Raw genomic sequence first — 20520 nt, 5'->3', positions numbered from 1 at the left:
CATTTACTGGATATGATCCAGAAGCTATAATAATGAGAGAAGAAAAGAGGAGGTACTTATATGCAGAACAAAAAAAATAATAAAGTGGGATTTCGTACATATCGTAAGAAAATGGCAGCTATGCTCTTGGTCGGTATGCTGGCAGTCAGCACAGCAGCAACCGGATGCGGAAAGAAAGATGTGGATTATGATGTAGACGGAAATGGAGGATCTGGAAGTGGAAGCAACGCAGACAGCGGAAGTCTTCAGGGTAAATATGGTATTCCTGAGAGCTGTGATACACAGATCGCAACAGGTGATTCCGGTATTCAGAAGATTGCCATTGATGCAGAAGAGGTGATCGTACCGGATACAGGAGATCTGTATGTTGCACCTTGCAAGAAGAAAACCACGACAAATGATGATAAGAAGCAGACAGTGGAGGCTGTATTTGATAAAGATAAGGGTATCTATGAGTATGATTATGAGAAACGTACCAAATCAGATATTCAGGAAGAAATCGACATGTATGAGAATGAAAAGAAGAAAAATAGTTCTGATACAGATATGGTATCATACTATGATACATGGATTGAGGATCTGAAGACGGAAATGCAGACTGCACCGGATGAATATCCGGCAGCCGGCGATTATTCAGGTGATGCATTTATCGGATCGATCGGAGATCAGAAATTTACAATTTCAACACCGGATGAAGATAATGGTTCTACCGGATATTCATTATATTTTACCGGAGATACCTTGACCTATCGTCCAAAGGATGGAGCAAATGGCTGCTATTCCACAACTCTTGATGATTATATGCAGTATGAAAGTGACGATGCAAGCGCTGTAGATGCAGACATGAATAAGTGTACATTCTCAGAAGATGAAGCCAGACAGATGGCAGATGATTTTCTGGCAAAGGTTGGATGCACAGATGCATCATTAAAGAAGACATCAGCACTTTGCTGGGTTTATTATGATAATGATGGCAATAATTTAGAAACTGAAGTAGATGGTTATACATTTACATATTCAAGGGCGATCAACAATCAGCCAACTGCTACTGTAAATGCATGGAATGTTGAAAATCTTCAGCAGGATAATGCTTCTATTGATATTCCGACGGAAGAATGTTCGGTTTCTATAGATTCCAATGGTATCAATGGAGCAAATTGGTGCGAATATCTGGAGGCAGACGGAGAACCACAGGCAGCAGAGATTCTCTCCTATAAAGATCTGCTTGCAAAGCTGGATGAAACGGTTCCTGAGTATTACAGCAAATATCCATCTAATTATAAGAAGATTGAGTTTAACGGAATGGAACTTACATACTACCTGAAAAAAGGCGAGAAAGATGGTGAGTTCGATTATGTACCTGCATGGATTTTGTCCCAGTATGATGAATATCAGGATTATTCAGAAAAAGACAATCCTACACAGCTGGTAGTTATAGATGCAAGAGACGGATCAGTGATCGATCTTCTGGAACTGTCCAAGTCACTTGGCACATATTATACATATGATGACACACCGACAGAAGACGGAGAAGATATCGATGATACTGATGATACTTCCTCCGAGGATAACAGTACAGAAGATACTTCCGCTGAGGACAACAGTGCAGAAGATACTTCTGAGGAATAAAACTATAAATTAAAACTGTAGATTAAAAAGGCACATCCATCGCCTTCTCTATATAATTAACATCGACATTTGTGTAGTTTCGTTATGAGACTTGCACTAGCTATCAGCACCAAGCCCATGTCTGAACCCGTCAGGGTGAGTTTGGGCGACTGCTGATAAATCAGTAAGTCCTACTAAACTCAGACTGCACCTTTGGTTTGTCTTCGCTAAGGGGACTTACATGGTACGCACTAAACTCAGGCATCGTCGTTGACTCGCCTTCGATAAGTGCTCCACACAAGCGTGCAAGTCGAATAGAAACGCAACAAGTCGTGTAATTATATAGAGAAGGCGATGGGTGTGCCTTTTTGATTATTCAGGAAATGTACAGATATGATGCAAAAATGATTGCATAGTGTGTTTTAATTAGAAAGTCGTAAGATGCCACGGATGGCACGGTGATCGATCTGCTTGAATTATCAAAGGCGGCAGGAAGCTTTTATAGTGGGGAATAAAATGGATGAAATGAAGGAGTGAAAGGCTATGAAAAACAAAAGATTTAAAAGAGAGACAGCATGGCTGGTGGTTGGTACGCTGATGGTATCGACGATGCTTGCCGGCTGTAGCAAGAAAAATGTAGATTATAATATCGATGGTAGCAGCGGAAATAAGGACAGTGGAAGCCTTCAGGATAAATATGATATTCCGCAGTCATATGATGGAAGTATTGCGGTCGGAGATTCAGGGCTTAATGATATCACCATGAAGGTCAGTGACATTTCAGTACCGGACACAGCCATAATGTATACAGAGAAATTATCCAGGAATAATACAGGACAGGAAGGCAGGAAAAAGGCAGCCGAAGCTATATTTGATAAGAGCAAGGGAATCTATGCTTACGATGAGGATAATATGACAAAGACAGATATAGAAGCTCAGATTGATTCCTGGGAGGCATATAAGAAGAATATGGGAACGGATGCAGACCATATCAAGGAGGCAAATGATGCGATCGCAGAGCTTCAGGATAAACTGGAGAAAGCACCGGATACTTATCCTGCGGCAGGTGATTATTCTGCACTTCGTTATCTGGGAACGATCGGAGATCATGAGTTTATTTTTACACCACCAAATGATGAAGATACAGATTACAGTCTTGAATTAAAAGAGGATATAATATCGTACCGGTCACCGGATGAACCGATGGATTCGATAAGGAGTGGACAGTATATAGAATTAAACAGAAGCGTAGAAAATGGTAATGCAGGAGCAGAAGAAGCACAGAAGGCGGTAAATGAATGTAAGTATTTAGAACAGGAGGCACTTGAAATAGCAGAAGCTTTTCTAAAGAATGTCGGATGTAATGATATGTCTCTTAGTTCGACATCGGCGCTCGCATGGGATTATAATGATTTTTACAGTACGGTAGAGATAAATGTCGATGGATATTATTTTACATTCAACCATATGATAAAGGATCAGTCGATCGGAGAGGGACTATATGCGTGGAATGTTGATAATTTTACACAGATACATGCTGAAGTAACCATTCCTACGGATTCCTGCACGATCGTAGTCGATGATAATGGTGTCATCGGAGCGGATTGGACAAATAATCTTTCTTCTGAGGAAGAACCGGAAGCGGCAGAGATGCTCTCGTTTAAAGAATTGATGGAGCGCGCAGATTCCTCAATCCCGGAATATTATGCAAAATACAGTACACAGTATAAAACGATTGAATATAACCGCCTGCAGCTTTGCTATTGCCTGAGACAGGGCGAGCGGGAGGGGGAATTTGAATATGTACCGGCATGGATATTTACGCAGGTTGAAGAATATACAGACGATAATGGAAATGTTGAGGGTGAGTCGAATCCGGATCAGATGGTGGTGCTTGATGCAACAGACGGTTCCTATATTGATATCGTGGAAGTATCAAAGGCCCTTGGTACATATCGGACCATGAATGTAGAAACAGAATAGCAAATAATAAACAGTATCAGAACTTTATCTGAAATATGAGGGAAAACGGGAAATTCTAAGACAGGAAAGGATGAAGATCAATATGAAAAAATCAAGGGTGAAACAAAGAAAGGGAATGGCGTTGTTATTTGCAGGCACATTAATGTTTACAGCCATAACTTCCGGCTGTGGGAAGAAGGATATCGATTATGATTCCGTGCAGCAGGAGGAAACGACACAGACAGGGCTGGATGCAAATGGCGACAGTGGAACGGTTTCTGCCGGTTATGATATACCGGAATCCTGTCATCAGATGATAGATCCGGCAGACAGTGAGCTGGAATCTATCGAGATCGCAGCAGACCGGATTCAGACATTTGATACGTCAGGTACGATCCGTGAATATGTGAAAAAGAGGAAGAGGACGCCGGAATATAAAGAAAAGGTGGTAAATGCAGTATTTGACCGGGATATTCAGCTGAGTGGTGAGAAAGCAAAGACAAAAGCTGATATAGAAAATGAACTGGATGCGGCAAAACAGGAATACGAAGATGCAAAAGCAAGAAAAGAAAACGGAGAAGCAATCTTTGAGGAGCAGTATACAGATGAGATAAAGAGACTGGAAAAAATGCTTGATGCAGCATCGGAGGATGGAGCAGCAGCTATTGATTATTCCGCTGATCTGTATAAGGGCATCTGTAATGATATAGAATTCGAGCTTGGTTTTCCATGTGCAGAATATCCGATGGCGCATTTTAAGATGACACAGAGTTTGATACAGTATCGTCCGCAGGATGGAGCCTCCGAGGTGGATATGATCCAGCTCCCGATGATGTCTGTAGAAGAATATAAGGAGCAGTCGGCGTCCATGGAAACGGAAACCGAATCATCACAAGGAAATGGACAGGACGGAACGACAGAGGAAGAAACGGAAGCCATGGTGCATGATAACAAGTGTATCTATTCAGTCGATGAAGCAAAGACGATCGCTGATGATTTTCTTTTGGATCTGGGAATCAGTGATGTTCAGGTTAAAGGTGTCAGTGATCTGATGTGGGCATATTATGATGACAGCGGCAACCCTGTCGGTGCAAGTGAATGGGATGGTTATATTTTCCTGTATGGACGGGCAGCGGGTACACAGATGGTTGCTGATTATGCATATTATGATACTGATTATCTGTCAGGGGAAGATGGTGATATAGAACTTGATCTTCCGCATGAATCCTACACGATATATGTAGATGGAAATGGAGTTATCAATGCCGGCTGGAAAGATTATCTGGAACCGACAGGACAGACAGACTCGGTCACATTACTTTCATTTGATGAAATGATACAGAAGGCAGAGAAAGCAATACCTGAATTCTATAAGAAATATAAGACCGGATACAGAGAAGTAATATTTGATCATCTGGAGCTTGGATATTGTCTGAGGCAGACTGAGGATCAGGATACATACTGTTTTGTGCCTGCATGGATATTCAGCAGGCATGAGGAAGCAGATAATGATCATGATGATCCATATACGTCTCAGCTGGTAATTTTAGATGCCGTAACGGGTGATCTCATAGATCCTGTGCCACTGTCTGAGAGCCTTAATATTACGGCAGATGAAGACTGGGGATTTATAGCTGAGAATTAAATTTTACTTGATATTCACCCATGGTTATGTGAAAATGGTAACAGGTAAAAATGGGTTACGTGTATATTAAGGAAGAAAGTATATGAGTACACAAAACAGTCTTGTTATCATAAAAGAGAAAATAGAAGGTATCATGCTCGATGATAAACGTATGAAAGCAGATGACATTGCAAAAAAGGTCTTGAAGGGCAGAAAATACGAATGCAGCACTCCTCCAAAGTGGATGCAGGATGAGTTTGAGATCACAAAGGTCGAAGAAAAGCTTGGTGTATGTTATTATGTGAAGCCAAAAGGAAAAGAGGTTAGAAATTTCTTTTTCTATATTCACGGCGGCGGGCATTGCATGGAGATCAATAGAAATCAGTGGGAATTTGTTGCATCCGTCATCGAGAAAAATGGTTACGGTGCGATTGTTCCGATCTATCCATTGACACCGGAGTTCTGTGCACAGGATACATTTGATATGCTGATCGGAGCATATCGTCATCTGACAAAGAAAATGTCAATCGACCGACTGGTAGTAGTCGGAGATTCGACCGGTGGCGGACTTGCGTTATCACTGGCAGTTCTTTCATGGAAAGAAGGTATCAGGAGACCGGATAAACTGATTCTGTTATCTCCGGCGATGGATACTGAATTTATGGATGGTAATATGGCGAACCTAATGATGGATCGAAAGAAGGAGATGCGGAAGTATTATTATCGTCCAGGAATAAAAGAATTTTTGAGAAAATACTGGATCAGGGATTTGTATCATCAAAATGAATATACCTGTCCGGTATACGCAGATCTGACTGATATCTGTGATGAGATTGCCATTTTTACGGTAGAAGATGATCTGTTAAACGGATATGCAAGATATCTGTATGATCGACTAAAGAAACAGCAGATTCGAATCCATTATTTTGAATATTTCGGGATGCCTCATGATTATATCGAGCATCCTCATATTCCTGAGTGCCGTATGATCATCAATCGTATCAGTGACAGTATTAAGGATGAAGCAAAACTCGTAAACCCGGAGATCAAGCGGGCAGTGTGGGCAAGATCCATGGTGGCGGAACGCTATCCAAAGATTTATCAGGATGATGAATCTATTAAGCTCGCAACCAAATTGAATGTTTCCCATAAGGATCTGAATGCGATGTATTCGGAATATGATCGTCTGGTTAAGATGGGAAGAATCGTAGAGATTGACAAACGGGTAAAACAGTTTATTATGAGGTATGCAGATGGGATCATTGTAAATGTCGGGGCGGAACTTGATACCATGTTTTCGCGGATGGATAACGGAAGGATCCGATGGTATAATGTTGATATGCCTGAGACAATGGAACTTCGCCGCAGAATGCTGGAGAGCAAGGATAGGGAGCAGAACATTGGAAAATCTATTTTGGATTTTACTTGGCTTGACAGTGTTAAGAAGAATCAGGGAGAAGCGATATTATTTGTATGCTGTGATGTTACGAAGTATTTTACAACAAAGAAACTACAGGCGTTTCTTGATGCTATATGGCAGCGGTTTCCGGGGGCTGAGGTTTTGTTTGATGTCAAGAATTCTGTTGGCAGAAAGCAGGCAAATCTGAAAGTATTAACAGGAAAGAAGAAAGGCTCGTTTATAAAGGTAAGTATCGATAACTGTACAAGTCTGATGTATGACTGGAATATCAAATACAGAGTGTTATATGACAGAGCGATTCTGAATAAAGAAGATATTACAGATATGTTTTCGGATGATGTGGCAAGACGATATCGCCATGCGATCAGACGAAAATATGATAAAATTATTCAATTGAGACTTGGTACAGAGCGAATCCAATTTTAAACGGCTTGTGGCAGACATGAGAGAAATAGACAGAAAAAAACAACTTGAAAAACGTATGAAATATGCGGTATGCATTATAATTGGTATTATGATCGGTATTATAGCGGGTATCTGTATAGGGGTGGAGCATAATAAGACGACAAGGTCGAAGCCTACGTTATATACAGAAGTAACTTATGGGGTGGAGCTTCCACCGGGTGAACTCGCAAATCTGATCTACGAGAATTACTGGAATTATATCAAGCAGAGTTATATCATCGTCGGTGATGATCGTGAGACCTGCCAGCTCTATAAGATCAGTAGCAAGGTAGCCAGACATAATTATGATCTGGAACGATTTCAGATGGATGATGATGGGTATATGCGTTATTCAGATGATAATATCAAGAAGGCAAAGCTGGGAATCGATGTATCCGGTCATCAGGGAACGATCGACTGGGATCAGGTAAAAGAAGCCGGTATCCAGTTTGCAATGATCCGTCTTGGTTATCGTGGATACACTCAGGGTGGATTGGCATTGGATGATAATTATGTAACGAATATAGAGACTGCACTCGAAAGCAAGATGCCGGTCGGTGTATATTTCTATACACAGGCGGTAAGCTACGAGGAAGGCGTGGAAGAGGCACAGTATGTGCTCAAGAACATTGCTGATTATAAGATCAGTTATCCGGTAGTGATCGATACGGAGAAGATGGAAGCGGACGGCGCCCGTGCCAATGATATCTCAAATGAGGAACGGACGGATGCAATCGTTGGATTCTGCGATACGATCAAGGATGCAGGATATACACCGATGATCTATGCAAACAGGAACTGGTATGCACAGAATCTGGATATGGATCGGCTGGGAGATTATCAGCTGTGGCTGGCACAATATTCCAATGTACCCGATTTCCCATATTTGTTTACCGGCTGGCAGTACACCAGCGAGGGAAGTGTGCCGGGAATCTCCGGCTCGGTGGATATCGATGTCTGGATGAAATAAAGAACTTTAATAATGTGGTTATAGTATAGAATCCATCTGCTTCACAACAATATAGAGCAGATGGATTCTTGTCTATGATAAAAGATAAAATTATAAAATTAAAACATCCATATTTTATAATACAGATAAATGCTGTATATAAAGATATGGATGTTTTTTTATGTGATAAATCGTCTTATTTAATTGTAAAGATTACGTTCTGAACCTTGCCGTTCTTTGACCAGATGGTCAGGGTATGTGTACCCTTTTTCTTAACGACTGTGTTCTTCTTAACTGCTTTGCCGTCCAGTTTCATCTTTACAAGGCTCTTGCTGTTTGATACTGTGATCTTCTTGCCGGCTTTGTATGACTTGTTGTTCTTAACGGCTGTTGTCTTTGCTGTCTTGGTTGTCTTAGCTGTAGAAGCGTAAAGATTCTTTTTCTTTGAAGCATCCTTGATCGTCCATTTTACTGCCTTTGACTTGTTGGACAGTTTACCGTTTGTTGTCTTGATCTTGGACTTCATGGTAACACTGGTCTTCATAAAGAACTGGATGTTTGACAGATCATAATTGTCGTTAGCCTGAAGCTCTGCTGCTTTGCTGGTAAGCCCTGCGATACAAGACATGTTCTTTGCGGCATTATCAGGATCAAAGGTTGCATAGAAGAAATCCTTGGTAAGACATACATTTGTATATCCGGCTTCTTCTAACAGCTTTTCAATATCTGTCATTTTTGCATTTTTTGCAGATGCTGTAAAGGTGTGGTAGGTGATGCCGTTGATTGTCTTTTTGGCATATACAGCTCCTGATCCTTTCAGTTCTTTGATGAGATCTTCTGTTGTGGTTTCACACATGGTTGCAATAGCGGATAACAGTTCATCGTCATAGCCAACCTGAATAGAGAAGTCAGCCTTAGTTGCCGATTTGACTTTTATGGTAGTTGTAGTTTCTGATGCACAACCTGTCATCATAAGACCAAAGATACAGACACATAAAGCCAGTAATAAGTGTTTCATTTTTTTGTTCATAGATACCCTCCTATAATATAATTTTGTCTACAGCCTTAGTCTATCATCCGCGATTTCTAAAGTAAAGGCAAATTCCGGATTTTGTAGCTTAATAAATCTTATCTGTGGTATAATCCTTGAAATAGATAAATAATTTCATATATCGGAAATATGAAAAAAGAGATTATTATGAATGAGCCTGCAAAGATACAGAAAATCATATAGTAGGAGGTCGTGAATTCCTTGAAGTTCTTACTGGCAGCATTAAACACAAAATATATTCATTCAAATCCGGGTATTTATTCCCTGTATTCTTATTCGGTAAAGAGACAGCCGTCTCTTGCAGAATATATCGGGATCGCAGAATATACGATCAACAATCAAAAGGGAGAGATTCTTGCAGATATCTATAAGAGAAGACCGGATGCAGTTGGATTTTCCTGTTATATATGGAATATCGAGATGATCCGTGAGATCATAAAAGAATTGAAGAAGCTCCTTCCGGATACAGATATCTGGGTCGGTGGTCCGGAAGTAACCTATGATGCTGATAAGCTTCTTGCGGAGATGCCGGAGCTTACAGGAGTTATGGTTGGAGAAGGAGAGGCAACCTTTTATGATGTGTTGAGAAGATATCTTGATATTGGAAATATTCATAATACTGGGAAGTCTTATGATATTGGGAATGCCTGTAATACTGGGAATTCCTGTGGTATTGAAAATTTCCGTGATACCGGAAATTTTCGAGATATTGACGGACTGGTGCTTCGGGAAGGAGAAGATATTATTTGTACGAAGCCAAGAGGACTTACCGATCTGTCGGAGCTTCCGTTTCTGTATTATGACTTGGACACTTTTAAAAATAAGATCATTTATTATGAGAGCAGCAGAGGCTGTCCGTTCCGGTGCAGTTATTGTCTGTCGTCGATTGACAAACGGGTTCGTTTCCGCAGTTTTGATCTGGTGAAGAAGGAACTGCAGTTTTTCCTGGATCATCAGGTAAAACAGGTAAAGTTTATAGACCGGACATTTAACTGTTCCCATGAACATGCAATGGAGATCTGGAGGTATATCAATGAACATGACAATGGGATCACAAATTTTCATTTTGAGATCGCAGCAGACATTTTAAATGAGGAAGAATTGGAGCTGGTCAACAGTCTGCGGCCGGGGGCAATACAGATGGAGATCGGAGTACAGTCGACAAATCTGCAGACGATACGGGAGATCGATCGTGTAATGGATGTTGATAAGCTGGCAAAGATCGTTGCCCGGATCCATCAGGGACATAATGTGCATGTGCATCTGGATCTGATCGCGGGGCTTCCGTATGAGGATTATGAATCATTTGCACATTCCTTTAATGATGTATATGCGATGAAGCCGGAGCAGCTTCAGTTAGGTTTTTTAAAGGTACTAAAGGGTTCGAAGATGCATGACAATGCAGAACGGTATGGCTTACAGTATACGAGCTGTCCGCCGTATGAAGTCTTATTTACAAAGTGGATATCTTATGATGAGATCCTGCGATTAAAGCAGATCGAAGAAATGGTAGAGATTTATTATAACAGCTGTCAGTTTGAGAGCACGCTGCCATTCCTGGTGGAAGAATTTGATTCGCCGTTTGATTTTTATGCGAGCCTTGCTTCTTATTATGATGAAAAGGGATATTTTATCCAGACACCGGCGAGAATCTATCGGTATCATGTACTGCTTCATTTTGCAGAAGAACACTTCCCTGAGAAGACAGAACTGATTCGGGAAATGCTGGTATTTGACTTATATCTTCGTGAGAATATGAAGACCCGGCCGGATTTCGCCCCGGAACAGGAGGGTGTGAGAGATTTGTTCCGGGACTTCTACATCCGTGAGGCCAACGACCACAGATACCTTCGGGAAGAAGACTATCATGGCTGTGACTGGAAATCTATGTCCAGAATGACACACATAGAAAAGATTTATTACAACAGAGAGACGGGAAATCGTCTGTCTGAAGTATGCTATATATTATTCGATTACAAACGCCGTGATCCGCTGACCGGGGATGCAAAGTATATGATAGTAACACCTGTCGCATCCATGTGATATAAAGTTTGGCTGCCTTATGTTGTCCGGGCTACTGTTATTCTGCGGGTGTATATGTATCCTGTCTCATGTTGTCCGGGATACTGCCGGTATACTTTGTATGTCTTGTTTTTTTCTATTCGTTGCAAATGTCTGATTCGCTCATGCTCCTGTGCCAACTCGCCTTTCAGGCTCAAACAGGCACCCGCATTCGCTGACAATTTGCATCTCATAACGAAAAAAAGCAAACGACAGTACAAAGTGTACCGGCAGTCGCCCGGACAACATGAGACAGGATACATATACACCCGCGTACCGGCAGTAGCTCAAACAACATGAGACAGGATACATATACACCCGCGTACCGGCAGTCGCCCGGACAACATGAGACAGGTTACATATACACCCGCGGAACAGCGCTGTTGACGAAGATTGGATTGATCGGAAATGTAACCGTATCACCTACCGAGATATTACATCCGGTTGTATCCACGATAACGGAGTTCATACTGATCTGACCTAACACCGGAAGCCGGTAGTCTTTAAAGCTGGCAGCCGGTGTCTTTTTATGGAAAGTGCCTTTTAATTTATAATAAATACGGATCGGAGAGAAGAAATTTGTTCGGGAATCGGTGTGGCGTTCCATTCCAAGCCCATGATAATATCCGGCGGAGATAACGGCTGTCTTTGCATTGTGTGACAGTTTAAAGCTGTGACCATAGCCAATGTTGTGACCGGCCGGCAGTTCATAGATATCGTCCACATAGGCGGACAGATTACAGACCTCACGAAAACCATAATCATTTGGAACCGCAAGTCTGCCAAGAAAAGCAGAACCGATGCGGATGGCATCTAAGTTCATGGAAGGATATTTTATCATCGAAGTTGAAGATGAGATATGACGGATGCCTACCGGGACGCCATCTTTCCGGAGAGCATCACAGAGATGGGTAAAATCCTGAAACTGTTTCTTCACATAGTATTCATTTCTGCAGGCTGCCGCATGAAAATGAGAGAAGATGCCGGTGATTTTTATATGCCTCAGTGATTGAATTGTATTGGCAATCTGTTTTTCATCTGAACATAAGAAGCCGTATCTGCCAAATCCGGTGTCAATGCAGAGATGTGCATGGACTGTCGGATGGTTCATGTAGGCGGCCGTTTCATCGATCACATGCGCACAGTCGGTACTGGTGATGCTGAGCGTGATATCGTGATCAATCGCAGTCGTGATATCTTCTGAGTTATATAATGGAGTCATCAGCAGGATATTTCCCGTGATTCCGTTTCTGCGTAAGGTGACAGCATCTGACAGTTCGGTTACACCATAGTTATCAATACCCTTTGATTGTAAGAACGATGCAAATTTTGTAAGTCCAAGCCCATAAGCGTTCCCCTTTAATACTGCTATGACCTTTGCGCCGTTTGCCAGACGTTTGATGATCCGTATATTGTTATCCAGTGCATTTGTTTTGATTGTAAGAGTTGTCATGTCCTCAAGTTCCTCCGGTTTCATGTAAGTATTTATATTATTGGTCATCTACAGACATATGGTCTGTTGTCGAAACTCGCTGCCCGGGCATGAGCGGTTGTTCATTTATTTGATGTATCTAGCATATATTTGAAATGCATCATTTTTGTATATAAACCGACACAGAAATGCAATATCTTTGAACTTTTTTTGCATCGTTTGTATGCAATCCGGAAAAGTGGATGTTGTATAAGAGAAAAATGTGATAAACTATTTATAAGTAAAAACAGGATGGAAACCGTTTATGCATACACTGATAACAGAGATTCGCGATAAACAGAATATTACAAAAGAACAGCTTCAGCTTCTGCTGGGAACAGACGATCAGGAAATGATCGAAGAATTGATGGTATGTGCCAGAACGGAAGCGCAGAAGGTATATGGAAATAAAGTCTATATGCGTGGACTGATCGAGTTCACAAATTATTGTAAAAATAACTGCATTTATTGTGGAATAAGAAGAGATAACTGCCATGTTGATCGGTACCGGCTGACCAAAGATCAGATTCTTGACTGTTGTCAGAGTGGATATCGGCTCGGTTTTCGGACATTTGTGTTACAAGGAGGCGAAGATCCGTTTTATACAGATGACCAGATCTGTGAGATCGTATCAGAGATCAAACACCAGCATCCGGACTGTGCGATCACATTGTCAATCGGAGAGAAAAGCAGGGAAGCCTATGAGCGGTATTTTGCTGCCGGGGCGGAACGTTATCTGCTTCGTCACGAGACTGCGGATAAGGCACATTATGAGAAGCTTCATCCGAGAGAAATGTCATTTGACAACCGGATCCGGTGCCTGCATGACCTGAAAGAGATCGGTTATCAGACCGGGTGTGGCTTTATGGTCGGTTCACCATATCAGACGGTCGATACGCTATATGAGGATCTCTGTCTGATCAAAGAACTGGAACCGGAAATGTGCGGAATCGGACCTTTTATTCCGCAGGCAGACACACCATTTGGAAAAGAGGCTGCCGGAACACTTGAGATGACCTTACGGCTGCTGTCAATTATCCGTCTGATCCATCCTACTGTGCTGCTTCCTGCGACAACAGCACTTGGCACGATCCATCCGCTTGGCAGGGAGAAGGGGATTCTTGCCGGGGCAAATGTTGTGATGCCGAATCTGTCACCGGTCGGTGTCAGGAAAAAATATCTGTTATATGACAATAAGATCTGCACCGGGGAAGAAGCCTCGGAGTGCTGTGGCTGTATGATGCGGAGAATGCAGGGAATCGGATACGAGGTTGTGGTTGACCGCGGCGACCATCCATCGTATGACAAGAAAAGATGAATGCATATATTGGAGGAATGCAAACACGGGAGAGGCTTTTTAGCTGAAGGTGAAAATATCTCTGTTATTGCAGATTTTATGAAAGAAAGATGTTGGAACACATTCTGATTATTAAGAACTGCATGTTTTACATTCTGCAATAAGACAGCAAATAAAATGGGCGGTTCTCTGTCATTGACTAACTATATATTGACATTAGCGAAGATTTCGTCATGCGATGCACATTGCCAGTAAATACGGGTGCCTGTCTGAGCCGAAGGCGAGTTGGAGTACATTCTGCAATACGACAGCAAATAAAATGGGCGCTATGTTATTGTCGGTTGCTAAATTTTCGTCAGCAGAATACACATTGTCAACGAATGCGGGTGCCTGTTTGAGTCCGAAGGACGAGTTGGCACAGAAGCATGAGTGAATCAGACATGTGTATTCTGGTAGAAAATTTAGTTGCGATAATACATAGCGCCCATTTTATTTGCGTTCGTACTACAGAATGTCGATGTACTCATCGGCGAGAGCCTTGTTCATACTGCGGACAGCACAGAACTTGCCGCACATACTACAGGTATCGGAGTGATCATCCTCCGGCATACGACTGTCGCGGATCGCTTTGGCTGTAGCAGGATCAAGTGCGCAGGCATACTGTGCATCCCAGTCCAGGACACGTCTGGCATCCGCCATCTTATCATCGATATCTCTGGCGCCCGGAATACCCTTTGCAATGTCGGCTGCATGAGCAGCGATCTTCGATGCGATGATACCCTGTTTTACATCATCTACATTTGGAAGTGCAAGATGCTCGGCTGGGGTAACGTAGCATAAGAAAGCAGCTCCGTTCATGGCAGCAACAGCACCACCGATCGCGCTGGTGATATGATCGTAACCGGGAGCGATATCTGTAACCAGAGGCCCGAGAACATAGAATGGGGCACCCATGCATAAGGTCTTCTGAACTTCCATATTTGCAGCGATCTGGTTAAGTGGTACATGACCGGGACCTTCCACCATAACCTGTACATTGTGTGCCCAGGCACGCTTTGTCAGCTCGCCCAGACGTACCAGTTCTTCAATCTGGCATACGTCAGTCGCATCTGCCAGACAGCCCGGACGACATGCATCTCCGAGGGAAATCGTAACATCATATTCCTCACAGATATCTAAAATCTCATCGAAATATTCATAGAACGGGTTTTCCTGACCGGTCATACTCATCCATGCAAATACAAGACTTCCGCCCCGGCTTACGATGTTCATTTTACGTTTATGTTTCTTAATCTGATCGATCGTTTTTCTTGTGATTCCACAGTGTAAGGTTACAAAGTCAACACCATCTTCTGCATGAAGACGGACAACATCGATGAAATCCTTTGCTGTCAGCTCTGCAAGATCACGTTGATAGTGGATGACACTGTCATAGATCGGAACTGTACCGATCATGGCAGGACATTCGCTTGTCAGCTTCTGACGGAATGGCTGTGTATTTCCATGACTGGACAGATCCATGATCGCCTCTGCGCCCATATTAACTGCGCTCATTACTTTTTCCATCTCAATGTTATAGTCCTTGCAGTCTCTGGATACTCCAAGGTTTACGTTGATTTTGGTACGCAGCATACTGCCGACACCTTCAGGATTCAGACAGGTGTGTTTCTTATTAGCACAGATGGCAACCTGTCCCTTTGCAACTAAATCCCTGAGCGCCTCGACAGCCATATGTTCCTTTTTCGCTACGATCTTCATCTCCGGAGTGATGATCCCTTTTCTGGCTGCGTCCATTTGTGTTGTGTAATTTTCCATATTATCCTCCTTATCACAACCAATGTTATTTTACGTGGCAGAAAGTGGTGCTCCCGATCTGCCACAGAGCAATAAAAAAAGATGCCGCAGGGCACCTCTAATACACATCCCTACGTTAGCATTACCTAAATCAGGTTCACAGGTCGAGAACTTCATTCTCCTCTCAGCCGGCTAATTTGTCAGCTCCCTGAATATATAAATATTGGAAATATTATATGCCAGAATACGACATAATTCAATGATAATTTTTCAACATAAAAGATAAATAAGGGCTTGCGTCCGATACATGAATCAGGTGCAGTACCGGAAAGTACGATCTGTCAGGATCCTTGCAAATATCAGACCGAGAGGCAGAGTAATAATGATCATGATCGCAGATGAAAGCCATGAAACAGCCTCTGTTAAAGACATGATACCAAGATTATAGAAAGCACGATAAAGGTAAAGTCCCGGAACCATGATAACGATGGACGGAACGGTCAGAGAGATTCTTGGATATCCGTTATTCCTTTTTATAACGGAGGCAAGAAGACCTGCGGTTAATGCGCCTGCAAATGCGGCAACAGCCGGAGGAGTGCTTGTATAATCGACAAGCTCCAGCCGGAGAGTATTTGCAACTGCTCCGATACAGGCAGCGGTGACAGCCATCGGAATCGAGCTGTTAAACATAATGGAGAAACCGAAGACTCCGCAGAAGCTTGTAATGATCCGCAGGATAAGCTTTGTACCTACAGCCAGATTCAAAGAGGAGAAATCCTGAGGATGAAAATGTAACAGCAATGCCATGATCCAGGCGAACATAGTGGCTACTAAAACTATGATGACAGAGTAGCTCAGACGTTCAAGCCCGGACCGAAGATCCAGTTTAGCCAGGTCAATGCCGCTTGTTATGAATGGAAATCCGGGAATGATAAACAGCATTGAGCAGATATAGCCAGCTTCATGGAGTGCAGATACGTGGAAGAAGATTTCTGCAAGGTGAAAGCAGATGGCATATGTCAGGCATGCGGCTGATATGGATACTGCTATGTTAAAGAAAAGGGTAAAATGGTGCTTGATCATTTTGGTACGGATGACATTTCCAACACCGGCTGCAATAAAAGCCAGGATCATTTCAACAGGACCGCCGCCTAATAGGAAGGTAAATGCACAGCAGGCGAGGGCTGAAGCCAGACCCAGTTTTGCAGGTGAATAAAGTGTATGAATCTTCTCAATCTGATCAAGACGCCGGTGGATTTCCTCACCCGTCAGATGGGCTTCTTCTTTTGGAAAATTATCAACGAATTGTTCCATCCGATAGAGCTTCGAGGTGTTTACACCGGTATTTGCAATGCTCAGAGACTGTGAAACGCAGTCGGTTCCATCAAAACAGTTGAATTCAATGGACATCAATCCGACATCAACGGTGCAGGTTACGCCCAGTTCTTTGGACAGGCGGTTCATGGAAGTACGAACACGCCAGGCACCTGTTCCACAGGAGAGCATAATTAACCCGACCCTTCCAATAACAGAGGCTTTTTCTATCAGCCCCGCCTTGGCGATCAGGACATTGCTATCGTTTTTTACATAATCATGCCATGGAATTTCCATATGGTTTTTTTCCATGATATCTGTATAATTACTGTTCTTTGGCATAGATGATCTCCTCCGCTTTTTCAATATGATGTTCCAGATTCGTCAGGAATAATGAATTTGGAAGGAATATGCCGATTTCATCATATCGGGAATTATTTTTCACCAGAGAATCCTGCCCGTAGAAAATGTAGGACATAGGAAGCTCCTTTTCCAGTGCGATCATAAGATCCCATACAGCAGAATATGCTTCTGCCTCTGTCTCCTTTTGCTTTACAGTATCGGGAAGCTCGCGGATCAACAGTACACCGTCACTTTTTTCCAGAATCTTCTGTTCCGGTTTCATGTCATTTGCGGCATAATCGTGACTGTATCTGTATGCGCGGGCTAGATAGATATTTTTATTGTTTCTAAGTGCCTGATAGATCTTATGAAAATGACGATATTCTTTTTCCCGGATCGAAGTTTTGTATTCAGGAAGCAACTGACCATTGTCATCTGTCATAATAACAGGATTTGTTTTGCCATCTGCGTTGAATCGATATGGGATCAGAAAGGAATTGCGCAGAAGATCAAACAGGGTATTGTTGCAGATCGCCATAAGAAATGCAGACAGATCCCGGTTATGATAGGAATTGAATAGTGCCTGTGCAAATTCTTCTGCCGGAAGTGGTGCGTCGTAAGCATCATCGTTATAGCACAGGTAATTTGCAAATGTTTCCTGTAATTTCTCACATGCCCATGGATCATTCAGGATTTTTTCAAATAAGAAATCTGCTCTTTTTTCTCGTGGAAAAATTGTAGTTTCGTTCATGCTTAACCGACTTCCTTTCTTTTTCTGTTCTGCACAATTATACTATTGGCAAAAAGATAAGTAAAAGATATAATTGATATGACAGACATAATCATTTGATATGATAAAAGAAACGGAGAAGACAGATGAATATTAACTTTGAATATTATAAAATTTTCTATTATGTGGCAAAATATCATAATTTTACAAAGGCTGCGAAGGTTCTGGAAAGTAGCCAGCCAAATGTTACAAGAGCGATGAACTGTCTGGAACAGCAGATGCACAGTACCTTATTTGTAAGAACCAACCGGGGCGTTCAGCTTACACCGGAGGGAGAAAAACTATATATGTATGTGTCGGCAGCTATGCATCAGTTATTAACGGCAGAGGATGAACTGGCGGACTATTCGGGCATGGTACATGGAAGTATATCGATCGGAGCCAGCGAGACAGCGTTAAATATATATTTGTTTGATAAATTAAGGTCGTTTCATACTGCATATCCGGGAATTCGACTGAGAATCTATAATCATTCCACGCCGGAGGCAGTAGATGCAGTAAAGAGCGGTAAGATTGATTTTGCTGTTGTGTCGACACCGGTGGAAGCAGACTCGCCTCTTGAAACCAGAATGTTGAGATCGTTTCGGGAGATTCTGATCGGTGGACAATCCTTTAAAGAGCTGCAGGGAAAGACGTTGTCTTTAAAAGAATTAAAGAATTATCCGTTGATCAGTCTTGGAAGAGAAACGATGACATTTCGATTTTATGAGCGGCTGTTTTTATCGCACGGGATAGAATTTGCACCGGATACGGAGGCTGCGACAACAGATCAGATCCTGCCGCTTGTCTGTTGTGAGCTGGGACTGGCATTTATACCGGAATCCATGGCAGGTGAGGCGCTCGAACGCGGAGAAGTAATACAGGCAGTCCTAAAGGAGAAAATTCCTGACCGGCATATCTGCATGATATATGACAGCCAGCATCCACTGAATACAGCCGCAAGATCATTTCGCAGATTATTGGAAGCAGACTGCGAAAAGGTAAACACCCTCAATCGGGGCATCGATTGAGAACAGAAAACGTCTGGTATGCAGTTATCAAGTTCAACATTCATACATTAAATATCCCACAGGCATATTTGCAGAAGATGTATGACTGTTTTGTGAGGAGGACAGCGGAGGAAGACTGTTGTATTGTTTTGCACGAAAAGGATACTCTGGGTGAGATTAATTCACTTGCATGCGATATTGTATCAGAGTATGAGACAAAAGCAGCAATGTATATGTTTGCCGTGCAGTCACGCATACAATCATTGCTAGTTGCCATAGCCAGAAAATCAGAAAAAATCAATGTTCAGAAACGGGGGAAACAGGATTTTTTGATTGTAGTCATTTTATAAGGACATATAAAAGATGGCGTGGAATCACACCAAAACAGGATAGAATGTTAAACAAAGAATCAATATAGTGGAAAAGAGGAATAAGAAATATGAAGATCAAAAGAATTGCATTGATCGGACTTGGAGCCATGGGTGTATTTTTTGCACCAAGATTATATGAAGCATTTGGAGATGATTTTTATATTATTGCAGGTGGTGAACGTAAAAAACGCCTGGAAAGTAAAGGAGTTACGATCAATGGCGTCAACTACAGATTTCCGATCGTGACACCCGAAGAACAGGGAGAGCCGGCGGACCTGATCCTGATCGGTGTAAAGGGCTATGGATTTGTGCAGGCAATAGAAGATATCCGCCATCAGGTAGGTGAACATACATTGATCCTGTCTTTGCTAAATGGTGTAGACAGTGAGGAACAGTTGATTCAGGCATTTGGCGAAGAACATGTATTATATGCATATATGAGAATGTCCATTGTTATGAAAGATGGAAAAGCAGACTTTGATCCGTACTGGGGCAAGATTCACTTCGGAGAGAAGAAAAATGATGTTCTGTCAGATCGTGTACTTGCTGTAAAAGAAGTATTTGATCATGCCGATATTCCATATGAGATCGATCCGGATATGTTAAAGGGACTCTGGTTTAAATACATGTGCAATATTGGAGAAAATATGACCTGTGCGTTGCTCGGTATCCCATTTGGATTTTTCCGTATCAGCGACAGTGCGAATTGGATCCGTGACAATGCCATGCGGGAAGTGGCTGCGATCGCGCAGAAGAAGGGAATCGATATAGGTGAAAAAGAAATAGCGGAGCAGGATGTTACAGTAAAGACGATTCCACCCGAGAACAAACCATCAACCCTGCAGGATCTGGAAGCAGAGAAGCTGACTGAGGTAGAGATGTTTGCCGGCAATGTCATAAAGATGGGAAAAGAGCTTGGCGTGCCAACTCCGATTAATGAGATGTTCTATCATGGTATCCGCGTAATGGAGGAGAAGTTTACAAAAAGATAATATTTAAATTAGCACTCAATTGTTTACAGTGCTAACAAAAG

At 42.3% G+C, this 20520-nt stretch carries 15 protein-coding genes and 1 riboswitch; of the genes, 10 read left to right on the top strand and 5 right to left on the bottom strand.

Annotation, left to right across the window (positions count from 1 at the left end):
* The first annotated feature begins 60 nt into the window (after nt 1-60).
* The 5 genes from CLOL250_RS08610 (at nt 61) to CLOL250_RS08590 (ending at nt 8028) form a co-directional block, all read left to right on the top strand.
* The gene (locus CLOL250_RS08610) at nt 61-1629 is read left to right on the top strand and encodes a DUF6034 family protein (RefSeq protein ID WP_008401959.1); all 1569 of its coding nucleotides are present in this window, start codon (nt 61-63) and stop codon (nt 1627-1629) included.
* Between the two features lie 522 nt (nt 1630-2151).
* Nucleotides 2152-3591, top strand: a complete 1440-nt coding sequence (locus tag CLOL250_RS08605; protein WP_008401958.1) for a hypothetical protein — start codon at nt 2152-2154, stop codon at nt 3589-3591.
* Nucleotides 3592-3673: 82 nt separating this feature from the next.
* Nucleotides 3674-5215, top strand: coding sequence for a hypothetical protein (locus CLOL250_RS08600; protein WP_147554318.1), 1542 nt, complete (start codon nt 3674-3676; stop codon nt 5213-5215).
* A gap of 82 nt (nt 5216-5297) precedes the next feature.
* Nucleotides 5298-7040, top strand: coding sequence for an alpha/beta hydrolase fold domain-containing protein (locus tag CLOL250_RS08595; RefSeq protein WP_008401956.1), 1743 nt, complete (start codon nt 5298-5300; stop codon nt 7038-7040).
* Nucleotides 7041-7056: 16 nt separating this feature from the next.
* Nucleotides 7057-8028 (top strand): glycoside hydrolase family 25 protein, encoded by a 972-nt coding sequence (locus tag CLOL250_RS08590; protein ID WP_008401955.1) that lies wholly within the window; start codon nt 7057-7059, stop codon nt 8026-8028.
* Between the two features lie 175 nt (nt 8029-8203).
* Here CLOL250_RS08590 and CLOL250_RS08585 read toward each other — a convergent pair whose 3' ends face one another.
* Complete coding sequence (locus CLOL250_RS08585) at nt 8204-9037, bottom strand: hypothetical protein (RefSeq protein ID WP_008401953.1); 834 nt, start codon at nt 9035-9037, stop codon at nt 8204-8206.
* Nucleotides 9038-9250: 213 nt separating this feature from the next.
* Here CLOL250_RS08585 and CLOL250_RS08580 point away from each other — a divergent pair, with 213 nt between their 5' ends.
* Nucleotides 9251-11101, top strand: coding sequence for a B12-binding domain-containing radical SAM protein (locus CLOL250_RS08580; protein ID WP_008401952.1), 1851 nt, complete (start codon nt 9251-9253; stop codon nt 11099-11101).
* A gap of 373 nt (nt 11102-11474) precedes the next feature.
* Here CLOL250_RS08580 and alr read toward each other — a convergent pair whose 3' ends face one another.
* Nucleotides 11475-12620: an alanine racemase gene (gene alr, locus CLOL250_RS08575; protein WP_008401950.1), complete on the bottom strand. Its 1146-nt coding sequence runs from the start codon at nt 12618-12620 to the stop codon at nt 11475-11477.
* Between the two features lie 235 nt (nt 12621-12855).
* On the opposite strand from alr, the gene hydE reads away from it, so the two are divergent.
* Nucleotides 12856-13908 (top strand): [FeFe] hydrogenase H-cluster radical SAM maturase HydE, encoded by a 1053-nt coding sequence (gene hydE, locus CLOL250_RS08570; RefSeq protein WP_008401949.1) that lies wholly within the window; start codon nt 12856-12858, stop codon nt 13906-13908.
* A gap of 483 nt (nt 13909-14391) precedes the next feature.
* Here the strand turns inward: hydE and thiC are convergent, their stop codons facing one another.
* The 3 genes from thiC to CLOL250_RS08555 form a co-directional block, all read right to left on the bottom strand.
* The gene (gene thiC, locus CLOL250_RS08565; protein WP_008401945.1) at nt 14392-15702 is read right to left on the bottom strand and encodes a phosphomethylpyrimidine synthase ThiC; all 1311 of its coding nucleotides are present in this window, start codon (nt 15700-15702) and stop codon (nt 14392-14394) included.
* A 90-nt stretch (nt 15703-15792) separates the two neighbouring features.
* Nucleotides 15793-15902, bottom strand: a riboswitch (TPP riboswitch).
* 91 nt (nt 15903-15993) lie between these two features.
* Nucleotides 15994-17337 carry a threonine/serine ThrE exporter family protein gene (locus CLOL250_RS08560; protein WP_008401944.1) on the bottom strand — a complete coding sequence of 448 codons (1344 nt, stop codon included), beginning with the start codon at nt 17335-17337 and terminating at the stop codon, nt 15994-15996.
* Complete coding sequence (locus CLOL250_RS08555; protein WP_008401943.1) at nt 17321-18088, bottom strand: DUF4866 domain-containing protein; 768 nt, start codon at nt 18086-18088, stop codon at nt 17321-17323. The genes CLOL250_RS08560 and CLOL250_RS08555 overlap by 17 nt, the downstream gene beginning before the upstream one ends.
* A gap of 125 nt (nt 18089-18213) precedes the next feature.
* Between CLOL250_RS08555 and CLOL250_RS08550 the strand changes: the two genes are divergently transcribed.
* From CLOL250_RS08550 to CLOL250_RS08540, 3 genes are all read left to right on the top strand, one after another.
* On the top strand, nt 18214-19137 hold the full coding sequence (locus CLOL250_RS08550) for a LysR family transcriptional regulator (RefSeq protein WP_008401942.1): 924 nt from the start codon (nt 18214-18216) through the stop codon (nt 19135-19137).
* A complete protein-coding gene (locus tag CLOL250_RS08545; protein WP_008401941.1) occupies nt 19134-19466 on the top strand; it encodes a hypothetical protein in 333 nt (110 codons plus the stop codon). Before CLOL250_RS08550 ends, CLOL250_RS08545 begins: the two co-directional genes overlap by 4 nt.
* 89 nt (nt 19467-19555) lie before the next feature.
* Nucleotides 19556-20479, top strand: coding sequence for a ketopantoate reductase family protein (locus CLOL250_RS08540; protein ID WP_008401940.1), 924 nt, complete (start codon nt 19556-19558; stop codon nt 20477-20479).
* Nucleotides 20480-20520 lie beyond the last annotated feature (41 nt).

It is taken from the genome of Clostridium sp. L2-50, assembly GCF_000154245.1.
Classification (GTDB): domain Bacteria; phylum Bacillota; class Clostridia; order Lachnospirales; family Lachnospiraceae; genus Coprococcus.
Note: the sequence above shows the minus strand (reverse complement) of the source record. Positions and strands in the feature narration are given on the sequence as shown.